Source organism: Conexibacter woesei Iso977N (assembly GCF_000424625.1).
Lineage (GTDB): Bacteria > Actinomycetota > Thermoleophilia > Solirubrobacterales > Solirubrobacteraceae > Baekduia > Baekduia woesei_A.
Map to the genome: position 1 here is coordinate 98,807 of NZ_AUKG01000006.1, position 10,619 is coordinate 109,425.

11 protein-coding genes are annotated in these 10,619 nt (G+C 73.8%); 5 read left to right on the forward strand and 6 right to left on the reverse strand.

From position 1 onward, the window contains the following. The first annotated feature begins 69 nt into the window (after positions 1-69). From H030_RS35790 to H030_RS35800, 3 genes are read left to right on the forward strand one after another with little or no spacing between them, the layout of a single operon-like run. Positions 70-678, forward strand: a complete 609-nt coding sequence (locus H030_RS35790; protein ID WP_196809299.1) for an ABC transporter ATP-binding protein — start codon at positions 70-72, stop codon at positions 676-678. Further along, positions 675-1,436: an ABC transporter permease gene (locus H030_RS35795; protein ID WP_035130438.1), complete on the forward strand. Its 762-nt coding sequence runs from the start codon at positions 675-677 to the stop codon at positions 1,434-1,436. Before H030_RS35790 ends, H030_RS35795 begins: the two co-directional genes overlap by 4 nt. A 27-nt stretch (positions 1,437-1,463) precedes the next feature. Further along, on the forward strand, positions 1,464-2,195 hold the full coding sequence (locus H030_RS35800) for a hypothetical protein (protein ID WP_081691234.1): 732 nt from the start codon (positions 1,464-1,466) through the stop codon (positions 2,193-2,195). Between the two features lie 9 nt (positions 2,196-2,204). On the opposite strand, the gene H030_RS0127690 is transcribed toward H030_RS35800, so the two are convergent. The 4 genes from H030_RS0127690 to H030_RS35810 all read right to left on the reverse strand — a co-directional run bounded on the left by H030_RS0127690 (position 2,205) and on the right by H030_RS35810 (position 7,278). Then, a complete protein-coding gene (locus H030_RS0127690) occupies positions 2,205-3,584 on the reverse strand; it encodes a hypothetical protein (RefSeq protein ID WP_027008522.1) in 1,380 nt (459 codons plus the stop codon). Further along, positions 3,581-4,297 carry a DsbA family protein gene (locus tag H030_RS38055; RefSeq protein WP_196809300.1) on the reverse strand — a complete coding sequence of 239 codons (717 nt, stop codon included), beginning with the start codon at positions 4,295-4,297 and terminating at the stop codon, positions 3,581-3,583. The genes H030_RS0127690 and H030_RS38055 overlap by 4 nt, the downstream gene beginning before the upstream one ends. A 438-nt stretch (positions 4,298-4,735) precedes the next feature. After that, on the reverse strand, positions 4,736-5,818 hold the full coding sequence (locus H030_RS0127700) for a P1 family peptidase (protein WP_027008523.1): 1,083 nt from the start codon (positions 5,816-5,818) through the stop codon (positions 4,736-4,738). Continuing rightward, on the reverse strand, positions 5,815-7,278 hold the full coding sequence (locus H030_RS35810; protein ID WP_196809301.1) for an APC family permease: 1,464 nt from the start codon (positions 7,276-7,278) through the stop codon (positions 5,815-5,817). Before H030_RS35810 ends, H030_RS0127700 begins: the two co-directional genes overlap by 4 nt. 153 nt (positions 7,279-7,431) lie before the next feature. Here H030_RS35810 and H030_RS35815 point away from each other — a divergent pair, with 153 nt between their 5' ends. Next, positions 7,432-8,049 carry a TetR/AcrR family transcriptional regulator gene (locus H030_RS35815; protein ID WP_035130440.1) on the forward strand — a complete coding sequence of 206 codons (618 nt, stop codon included), beginning with the start codon at positions 7,432-7,434 and terminating at the stop codon, positions 8,047-8,049. A 1-nt stretch (position 8,050) separates the two neighbouring features. Here H030_RS35815 and H030_RS0127715 read toward each other — a convergent pair whose 3' ends face one another. Further along, positions 8,051-8,779, reverse strand: coding sequence for an SDR family oxidoreductase (locus tag H030_RS0127715; RefSeq protein WP_027008524.1), 729 nt, complete (start codon positions 8,777-8,779; stop codon positions 8,051-8,053). A 60-nt stretch (positions 8,780-8,839) separates the two neighbouring features. Between H030_RS0127715 and H030_RS35820 the strand changes: the two genes are divergently transcribed. After that, positions 8,840-9,391: a TetR/AcrR family transcriptional regulator gene (locus H030_RS35820; protein WP_035130443.1), complete on the forward strand. Its 552-nt coding sequence runs from the start codon at positions 8,840-8,842 to the stop codon at positions 9,389-9,391. 1 nt (position 9,392) lies between these two features. Here the strand turns inward: H030_RS35820 and H030_RS0127725 are convergent, their stop codons facing one another. Further along, positions 9,393-10,592, reverse strand: a complete 1,200-nt coding sequence (locus H030_RS0127725) for an aspartate aminotransferase family protein (RefSeq protein ID WP_027008525.1) — start codon at positions 10,590-10,592, stop codon at positions 9,393-9,395. Positions 10,593-10,619 lie beyond the last annotated feature (27 nt).

Sequence of the window (10,619 nt, forward strand, 5' to 3'; positions counted from 1 at the left end):
GGAACTCATCGGTGCTGCCCGGAGTCACCGGCTGGCCCCCGCCGCCCGATCTGGGAGTCTGGAGGGCCGGTGGCCCTTCATGTACAAGATCTCGTCGTCGTGCTCGGCGACCGGACCGTCCTGGACGGCGTCTCGGTCGACGTGCCCGGCGGCGCGGTGACGGCGCTGCTGGCGCCGTCGGGGTCGGGGAAGTCGACGCTGCTGCGGGCGCTGGTCCGGCTGGTCCCGATCGAGCGCGGCACCGTCCGGCTCGGCGACCAGGACACGAGCGCGCTCGCGCCGCCGGAGCTGCGGCGGCGCGTCGGGCTCGTCGCCCAGACGCCGGTGATGCTGCCGGGGACGGTCGCCGCGAACCTCGCCTACGGCCTGCAAGGGCTCTCCGACGGCGACCGCGGCGCCGCCCTGCGCGCCGCGGGCCTGGACGCCGAGGCGTTCGCCGGCCGCGACGCCCAGCAGCTGTCGGGCGGCGAGCGCGCCCGCGTCGCGATCGCCCGCGCGCTGACCCGCCGCCCGGAGGTCCTGCTGCTCGACGAGCCGACCGCCGCGCTCGACGGCGAGACCGCCGACCACATCGGCGCGACCCTCCGCGCGCTGGCCGCCGACGGCCTGGCGATCCTCGTCGCCTCCCACGACCGCCCCTGGTCCGCGCGCTTCGCCGACGTGGAGCACCAGCTGTGACGACGCAGCTCGCCACCCAGGTCGCCGCGGGCGCCGGGTTCGCGCTCGCCGCCGCGGGCGTCGCGCGCTGGGCGGGGCTGCAGCTGTCGGCCGCGATCGGCCGCGCCGCCGTGCGCGCCGCGGTGCAGCTCGCCGCCGTCGGGGCGCTGGTCGCGCTCGTCTTCTCGGTCCCGCCGCTGGCGGTCGCGTTCGTCGCGGTCATGCTGACCGCGGCCGGGATCACCTGCGGCGGCCGCCTCACCCCGCTCCCCCGCGCGCGCCGCGCCGCGGTCCTGGCGATCGGCCTCCCCGCGCTGGCCGCCACCGCGCTGGCGATCGCCGTCGGCGCGTTCTCGTTCACGGCGCGCTCGATCGTCCCGACCGCCGGGATCCTGATCGGCGGCGCGATGGCCGCCGCGACGATCACCGGCCGCCGCCTGCTCGAGAGCCTCGCCGACGACGCGCCCGAGATCGAGGCGCGCCTCTGCCTCGGCGACCCGGCCCGCGCCGCCATCACGCCGTTCGTCCGCCGCGCGGTGACCAGCGGGCTGATCCCGGTCCTGGACCAGACCCGCAGCGCCGGCCTGGTCACGCTGCCCGGGACGTTCGTCGGCCTGATCCTCGGCGGCGCCTCGCCCGCCCGCGCGGCCGCGACGCAGCTCGTCGTCCTGCTCGCGCTGCTGCTCGTCGAGTGCTGCTCGGCCCTCCTGATCGCCGAGGCCGTGACCCGCGCGGCGATCGCGCCCGGCGAGCGCGTCCGCCGCCCCGGCGAGCGCTGAGCCGCAACCTGCTACCTCTTCAGGGCGATGCACGCAGCGCTCATCAGCGTCGACCCGTTCGGCGACCGCAGCCGGGACAGCTCGGCGGCGGCGTTCCTGTGCCTGCTCGCGTTCGTCGTCTCGTTCCTGGCGATCCGGACCAGCGCGCGGATGAGCCGCAGCGTTGCGTGGTGGCCCGGCGCGGTCCGCAGCGGCGACGTCCACATCCACCACCTCGTGTGGGGCATCTGCCTGATGATGCTGTCGGGCTTCCTCGGCTTCGCCGCCACCCCGGGGACCGCGTTCGCGCACCTGACCGCCGTCGGCTTCGGCGTCGGCGCGGGCTTCACGATGGACGAGTTCGCGCTCTGGGTCCACCTCCAGGACGTCTACTGGGAGCACGAGGGGCGGCGGTCGATCGACGCCACGATCATCGCGACCGCGTTCGCGGCGCTGGTCGTCGCGGGGACCACCCCGTTCGGCCTCGACGACCCCGGCTCGGTGACCGGGACCGCGGTCGTCGTCGGCCTCGTCGTGCTGCTGGCGGCGTTGTGCTTCGTCAAGGGCCGGATCCTGCTCGGCGTGCTCGGCCTGTTCGTCCCGATCTTCGCGCTGATCGGCGCGGTCCGGCTCGCGCAGCCCGGCTCGCCCTGGGCGCGGCGCCGCTACTCGCCCGAGCGGCTCGCGAAGGCCGAGGTCCGCTTCTCCGACGACCGCTGGATCGCCAGGCGCCGGCACCAGCTGATCGACGCGCTCACCGGCGCGATCAGCCGCCCCTGACGCACCGCGTCACCTGCTGGTGCTGACCGTCGACAGCAGCCACAGCCCGAGGCTGGTGAAGCCGATCATGATCGCCAGCATCCAGTACTGCGAGCGCGCCGCCGCGCGGCCCTTGAACAGCACGAGCGCCCGGTCGTGCGCGAGCACCAGCCCGCCGATGTGGCCCAGGATCAGCGCCGCGACCTGGACGTACCAGATCATGTGATTGGACAACAGCGAGTTGTTGATGGTGTCGTGCGCGGTGCCCAGGAGGTTCGCGCCGTCGCCGAGCGGGTCGGAGACCAGCGGGATCATCGCCTGGCCCTGGAACACCAGCAACGAGAAGTAGTGCGCGACCACGTAGGCCAGCGCGATCGGCGCCAGCGTGTGGGCGAAGCGCACCGGCGCCACCCTCCGGCGCACCGCGTTGGACATCGCCCGGACGCCGACGAGGTAGGCGGTCGTGACGAACGCGACCGCGACGAGCAGGCCGAACGTCCCGGCCAGCTCGTTGGCCGCCGTCGGCCCGAAGCCGAGGTCGGAGAACCAGCGCGTGATCGACGGGCCGACCTGCTTCCACAGCCCCTGCGACGCGCCGTCGAAGCTCGTCGTCCCGATCAGCACGCACACGATCGCGACCGTTCCGGGCAGCGGCTCCAGCTCGGTCAGGCCCGACAGGACCGGCCGGACGCGGAGCTCGCGCCGGTCGTCGACCGTCACCGGCGCCAGCCGGGCGGCGAGGCCGAAGTAGGCGCCGAAGACGTCGGCGCGCTCGCTCCAGGTGTCGCGCCCGAACAGCGACATACCGCACAACTGCGTGATCATGTAGGCGATGGCCAGCCACGCCAGCAGCGCGGGGTCGTCCCTGTTCTCGAAGACCAGCTCGCACCAGGCGAAGGCGAAGAGCCCGAGCGCGACCGGCCAGCGGCCCAGCCACGCCCGGTACGTGAGCCGCGGGCGGTTGCCGAGGCGCGCGGCGCGAGCGATCGCGCGCCATGGGTTGAACGGGCGGAAGATGTCGCCGAGCACGACCGAGGCGACCGGGATCGCCACCCAGAAGACGACGTAGACGAACGTCGGCAGGATGTTGGCCAGCGGCTCCTGGGTCCCGTGCAGGCCGCTGTAGACCAGGCCCGCGAAGGCCGCGACGCCCAACAGCCCGCACAACGGCTCCAAGAACATGGGGAACGTGAGGACCGCCCGCGACGGGTGGTGCTCCAGCCGCGGCTGCAGCCACAGCGTGCTGAGCGCGACGAACGACAGCACCAGTACGACGCCCGCCGCCCAGGCGAAGATCCAGCCCGGGACCGGCAGGTCGGTCCGGGTCGCGAGGCCGTGCGCGGACGCGGCGGCCGGGAGCGCCAGCGCGGCGACGGCCGCGCCGGCGAGCGCGAGCGTGCGGCGCCTCACGAACCCAGCGCCTTGCGGACGTCGGCGGCCGACGGGCGCCGCGCGGTCACGCGGTGCAGCGCGCCGCCGGTCGGGCCGGCGAGCAGCCACGGCGTCGACCTGACGCCGTCGCGCGCCGCGGCCGCCTTGGCCGCTGCGAGCTGCGCGGTCACCGCCGCGCCGTTGGCGTCACGGCCGGTGCGTGCGACGTCGAGCCCCGGGACCGCGCCGGCGAGGCGCCGCAGGTAGGACGGTGTGACGTAGCCGCTGTTCTCGTCGCCCTGGAAGCGCGCCATCAGCGCGGCCAGCGGGAACAACCGGTCCTGCGCGCCCGCCGCGAGCAGCGTCCGGGCCGCGCGGGTCGAGTCCGGGCCGATGAACGTCAGCAGCCGCAGGTCGATGCGCAGCGTTCCCGAGCGGACCTCGTGGCGGACGAGGTCCGGCAGCGCGTCGCGCTCGAAGCGCCCGCAGAACGGGCACTGCGGGTCGGCGTACAGCACCAGCGTGCGTGGCGCGTCCGTCCGGCCCAGGACGGTCCCGCGCTGCGGGATCCCGGCGTAGTCGCGCGCGATCGCCGCCGCGCCCGGGACCGGTCCGGTCTTCGGCAGCCCGGTCGAGCGGCCGTTGACGCGCAGCGCCAGCACGGCGATCCCGGCGACGAGCAGCAGCAGGACGGCGCTGCCGCCGAACTGCCAGCGGCGGCGCTGCAGCGGTGGTGTGGGCTCCGCGCTCACGGCCATCAGCATGGCGCGGACGCGGGGTCGGCGAGGTGTGGGTACGGCAAGGGAGGTCCTCCGGAGTCGGGGTCGGCGGGTGCACGTCACGCACCCGCGGCGGCGCCCGGCCCGCCAGCCGCCGCGCGAGCAGCGGCCCGCCCTCACGCTCGTCCCCATGCCGTGCCGCCGGCGCGGCAACCGCGACAACAACTCGGCGCGGACGCCACGCCGCACCGCGCAGCCGCGCGATCCCGCGCTCCCCCACGTAGCGCCCGGCCAGCAGCGGCGCCGCGATCAGCAGCGCCGGCAGCAGCCCGAGCGTGGTCTCGGCATCCAGCGCGATCCCGGCCGCGAAGACGGCGACCAGCACGCAGAACGCGAGCGCCCAGCGGAAGGCGCGGAGGACCATGGGCCTGAGCCTAGAGGCTCGCGCCCACGGCCGTCGCGGCGCGGACCTTAAAGCAGCTCGTCCAGACGGCCGGCCGGGAAGCCGGGGCTGACGTGGCCGGCGCGGCCGACAACGGTCTCGCTCGCCGCCAGGACGTTGAGCACCGACTCCTCGACCGCCTGCACGACCGCCTCGTAGAGCGGGTCGATCAGTCCCCACGGCACGAACTCCAGCTGCGCGGTGCCCGAGACGTACATGTCGCTGTCCAAGGCCCCCATGTTGGTCGCGCTGAACGCCAGGAACAGGTCGCCCGAGTAGTGGCTGCCGGTCGTCCCGGTCCGTGCCAGCCCGAGCGGGACGCGCCGGGCCAGCGCGGTGCACTGCGCGGGCAGCAGCGGCGCGTCGGTCGCCACGACGCAGATGCACGAGCCCGCGCCGGGCGGCGCGAGCGCGTAGCTGTCCTCGATCGGGTTGTCGTCGTGCGCGAGCACGCGCCCGACGCGGCGCCCGGCGATCGTCAGCTCGCGCCGCGCGCCGAAGTTCGCCTGGGTGAGCACGCCGACGGTGTGCTCGGCACCCGCGACCTCGACGACCCGCGACGCGGTGCCGGTCCCGCCCTTGTACCCGTACACGTTCATGCCCGTCCCGCCGCCGACCGATCCCTCGGCCAGCGGCCCCGGCGCCGCGCGATCGAGGGCATCGACAACGGTCTCGGCCGTCACGTGGCGGCCGTTGAGGTCGTTGAGGTAGCCGTCCCACGTCTCGCCGACGACCGGCAGCAGCCAGCGGTCGCCGAGCTCCGGCCGCTGCGCGACCGACCACTCGACGATCCCGCGGTGCACCGGCCCGACCGCGTGCGTGTTGGTGATCCCGACCGGCAGCGCCAGCGCACCGGTCTCGGTCAGCCAGTGCGTGCCGGTCAGCTCGCCGTTGCCGTTGAGCGCCGACCAGCCCGCCGGGCAGCTGCAGCCGACGCCGTCGCGCCCCAGCGGCAGGATCGCGGTCACCCCGGTCCGGACGTCGTCGCCCTCGACGAGCGTCGCGTAGCCGACCTCCACGCCCGGCACGTCGGTGATCGCGTTGAACGTCCCCGGCGTGCCCTCCAGGTCGATCCCCAGCTCCCGGGCGCGTGCGCGCGGTCGCTCGCTCATGCCAGCTCCTCGTCGGCGGGCGCGGGCAGCGTCCAGCGGTCGCCGCGCCGGGGGTGCAGGTACAGGTAGTAGTACGGGAGGCCGGCGGTGAAGATCGCCGCGGCGACCACGACCGGCACCCAGTCGGCCGTCCAGGACTCGTAGCCGACGACGATCGTCGCGACCACCATCGCGCCCGGGATCACCGGCCAGCCCGGCATCCTGTAGACCGCCCGCGCGGTCGCGCCGCGCACGCGGCCGACGATCGCCGCGATCCCGACCAACCCGTAGGTGATGAGCAGGCTCGCCGACGTGACGATCAGCAGGATGTGGAACGAGACCAGCCACAGCAGCAGCGCGCCCACGACGCCGACGAGCAGCGTCGCGGCGACCGGCGTCTTGTAGCGCGGGTGGACGCGCATCAGCGGCTCGCTGATGACGTCCGGCCACGACCGGTCGCGCGCCGAGGAGTAGACGAGCCGCCCCATCTGCAGCACGATCGCCAGCACCGCGTTGATGATCGCGATCGCGATCGCCACCGAGACGATGTCGCTCACCGTCTCCCCGCCACGGGCCCTCAAGAAGTAGGACATGGGGTCGCTCGCCCCGACCAGCCCCTGCAGGCTCGGCGTGCCGAGCAGGACGCCGGTCAGCGGGATCAGCTCGGCCGCGACCGTGATCGCCAGCGACCAGAGGATCGCCCGGCCGATCGTGCGGGTCGCCTGCCTGGTCTCCTCCGCGTAGTAGACGGCGGTGCCGTAGCCGTTGTAGGCGAACAGCGCGGTCGCGGTGTAGGACACCATCAACCCGGCACCGGCCGAGACCAGGACGCCGTGGTCGCCGACGGCCTGCGCGGTCCAGAGCGTCGAGACCGGCTGGTGGGCGTGGGCGAAGCCGAGCACCGACAGCACCGCGACCGCGGCCAGCTCGATGACCAGGAAGACGCCGGTCACCCACGCGTTGGTCCGGATGTTCAGGCAGCCGACGACCGCGGTGACGAGGACCACGACGATCCCGACCCAGCTGCCCGACAGCGACGGCCAGACCGCGCCGAGGTAGATCTCCGCGCCCGAGGCGATCACGCCGAGCACGAAGACGCCGCTGACGAGGCTCAGCACGAACAGCGCGAAGCCGACCGGCTTGCCGAGCGTGCGCGCCACGAACGCGTACTCGCCGCCCGTGATCGGGAACGCGCTCGACAGCTCCGCGTAGCAGAGCGCGACCGCGACGCCGACCAGCGCGGCGATCGCGAAGGCCAGCGCCGACGCGCCGCCGACGCCGTTGATCACCGACGGCACGATCACGAACACGCTCGACGCGGGCGTGACCGCCGACAGCGTGATCAGCACGTTCTCGCGGAACGTCAGCGACCGCGACAGGTCCTGGTCGTACTTCGCCCCTCCGGGCGGCCCGGCGGCGGGCACCAGGCCAGGCGGCTTCATCCCCGAGACCTCGGGGACCGGCAACAGCTTCTCGCTCATGGCAGGCTCTCCTCCAGCCGTTCTTTGACGTGCGAGTCAAACAACTGCGGCGCATTAAGTCAAGCGTATGAAGGCCACACAGCTATTCTTTGACGCATACGGCATATCTCCATGCCGGTCGCACCGGCCGACCGGCGAGAATGCACGACGCCGATGGCCCGCCCCAAAGACCAGACCGCCCGCCGCGCCCACCTGATGACCGCGGCGCTCGACGCGATCCGCAGCCGCGGCGTCGCCTCGCTGCGCATCCGCGACGTCGCCGAGGCCGCCGGCGTCTCGACCGGGACCGTCCACTACTACTTCGACGACCTCGACCAGCTGCTGTTCGAGGTCCACACCGCCGCCTGCGACCGCTTCTACGCCGACCGCCTCGCGGCGATCTCAGAGCTCGACGACGCGCGCGACAAGCTCGCGACGATGATCGGCTCGGGCCTGCCGACCTCGCGCGACGACGCGATGGCGATCGCGATGTACGAGATCGACGTCTACAAGCTGGGCAACCCCGTCCACGCGCTCCTGCACCGCGGCCTCTACGACCGCCAGGTCGCGCTCTACCACGGGATCCTGGAGCTCGGTCGCAGCCAGAGGCACTTCACCTTCGACAGCCCGGTCGTCGACGTCGCGCAGAACATGGTGGCCTTGGAGGACGCCTACGGGCTGCACGTCATCTCCGGCAACCAGTCGCTGCCGGTGGACCGCTGCGCGGAGCTGATCGTCGGCTACGCGCGCACGGTCACCGGCTGCGCCGAGCTCGCGGCCGCGCCGGCCTGACTCAGCGCTGGACCGTCGGGCGCACGATGATCTCGCCGACGTCGACCGTGTCAGGCTGCTCGATCGCAAAGGCGATCGCGCGGGCGATGGCGTCCGGCGGGATGCCGATGTCGTCGCCGCCCTTGGCGATCTGGGCCCGGATGGCGGGGTCGGTCACCGAGTCGGCGAAGTTCGTCGACACGTAGCCGGGCGTGACGACCGAGACGCGGACGCCCGGGCCGGCCTCCTGGCGCAGGCCCTCGGCCACCACGTTGACCGCGGTCTTGGTCGCGGCGTAGACGGCCATCGTCGGGACGATCCGGTGCGCGGCGGTCGAGGACGTGAACACCATGTGCCCGGACTGCTGCTCGTCGAAGACCGGCAGCGCCGCGGCGATCCCGTGCAGCGCGCCCTTGAGGTTGATGTCGATCATGTCGTCCCAGTCCTCGACGCGCAGCGCGTCCAGGCGCGAGATCGGGCCGACGCCCGCGTTGTTGATCAGCACGTCGAGGCGCCCGTGGCGCTCGCGGGCCAGCGCGACGAGCGCCGCGACGTCCTCACGGCGGCGCACGTCGGTCACGCGGTAGGACGCGGCGTCGCCGATCCGCTGCGCCAGCGCACGCAGTGGCTCCTCGCGCCGAGCGCCCAGGACGACCCGCGCCCCGCGCGCGGCCAGCAGCTCCGCGGTCGCCGCGCCGATCCCGCTGCTCGCGCCGGTGATGGCGATGATCTTGCCGTCGATGTCAGTCACAGACATCACGCTAGCAGCACCGATGTCAGTCGCTGACATCGCAGCCGCTAGGCTGTCCGCGTGGCCCGCTGGGAACCCGACGCACGCCGTCGCCTGCAGGACGCCGCGCTCGCGCTGTTCGCCGAGCACGGCTTCGAGCAGACGACCGCCCGCCAGATCGCCGAGCGCGCCGGGCTGACCGAGCGCACGTTCTTCCGCCACTTCGGCGACAAGCGCGAGGTGCTGTTCGGCAACGAGGCCGCGGTGACCGCGGCGCTGGTCGACGGCGTCAGCGGGGCTCCGGCGCGGGCGTCGATCGCGAAGGCGGTCGAGGCCGGCCTGCGCGCCGCGAGCCGGGACATGCAACCGCGCCGCGCGTTCCTGCGCCGCTTCGCCGCGCTGGTCGACGAGCACCCGGAGCTCCAGGAGCGCGAGCTGATCAAGCAGCGCACGATGTCGTCCGCGCTGGCCGAGGCGCTGGCCGCGCGGGGTCTCGACGCGATCGAGGCCCAACTCGCCGCCGAGTTCGCCATCGTCGTCATGCGCGTGTCGTTCGAGCAGTGGCTCGCGCGCGGCGAGAGGCGCCCGCTGGAGGAGATCGCGGCCGACGTGCTCGCACGCCGGCCGCTGTAGCTCAGGCGACCGCGTCGAGCGTCGCGCGCAGCGTCGAGACGATCTCGTCGATGTGCTCCTGGGTGATCGTCAGCGGCGGTGAGACCGCCAGGCCCTTCGCCAGCGGCCGGACGATCACGCCGCGCTCGCGCGCGCCGAGGAACACGTCCTGGACCTTGGACGCGTCGACCAGGTCGATCGCGCCGAGCAGGCCGATCCCGCCGCGCGCCTCGGCGACCAGCGGGTGGTCGACGAGCGACTGCAGCCCCTCGAACAGCGGGCCCTCCAGCTCACGCGCGCGGTCGAGCAGGTGCTCGCGCTCCAGGATGTCCAGGTTCGCCAGCGCCGCCGCGCAGACCGTCGGGTGCCCCGCGTAGGTCGCGCCGTGCTTGAAGATCGGCCCGCCCTCCTCGAAGAACGGGTCGGACACGCGCGCGTTGACCATCACGCCGCCGAGCGGCAGGTAGCCGCTCGTGACGCCCTTGGCGAACACGATCATGTCCGGCTCCAGGCCGAAGCGCTCGACGCCGAACCACGTGCCCAGCCGGCCGAAGCCGGAGATCACGGAGTCCGCGATGAACAGCGCGCCGTACTTGCGGCACAGCGCCTGGACGCCCTCGAGGTAGCCCGGGAGCGGCGGGTACAGCCCGCCCGCGCCGATCACCGGCTCGGCGATCACCGCCGCGACGCGCGCGCCCCCGCCCTGCTCCTCGAACGCGGCCTCCAGCGCCTCGAGCGAGTCGTGCGGGACCTGCGAGGTCTCCTTGACCATCGGGCCGAAGCCCTCGCGGTTGACCGGGATCCCCGAGACCGCGGTGCCCCACCCGTGCGTGCCGTGGTAGCCCGACGTCCGGCTGATGACGTGCAGCCGGTCCGGCTCGCCGATCGCGGCGAAGTACCGCCGCGCCAGCTTCAGCGCCGTGTCGACGCCGTCGCCGCCGCCGGACGCCAGGAACGCCCGCCAGCCGTCACCCGGCGCGAGGTCGCTCAGCCGCTCGGCCAGCTCCATCGCCGGCCGGTTGGAGAAGTCCCCGAACGCGCTGTAGGCCGCCAGCTCCTTCATCTGCGCGGCGGCCGCATCGGCGATCTCCGCGCGGCCGTGGCCGACGTTGGCGTACCAGAGCGCGGCCGTGCCGTCCAGATAGCGCTTGCCGTCCTCGTCCCAGACCCAGACGTCGTCGGCCCGGGACAGCACCAGCTCGCCGCGACGGACAGAGCCCATCGCGGCGAACGGATGCCAGAACTTCGA

Coding starts and splice junctions, on each gene's coding strand:
- H030_RS35800 (WP_081691234.1), top strand. CDS start 1,464: ATGCACGCAGCGCTCATCAGCGTCGACCCGTTCGGCGACCGCAGCCGG.
- H030_RS0127700 (WP_027008523.1), bottom strand. CDS start 5,818: ATGAGCGAGCGACCGCGCGCACGCGCCCGGGAGCTGGGGATCGACCTG.
- H030_RS35810 (WP_196809301.1), bottom strand. CDS start 7,278: ATGAGCGAGAAGCTGTTGCCGGTCCCCGAGGTCTCGGGGATGAAGCCG.
- H030_RS35815 (WP_035130440.1), top strand. CDS start 7,432: ATGGCCCGCCCCAAAGACCAGACCGCCCGCCGCGCCCACCTGATGACC.
- H030_RS0127725 (WP_027008525.1), bottom strand. CDS start 10,592: ATGGGCTCTGTCCGTCGCGGCGAGCTGGTGCTGTCCCGGGCCGACGAC.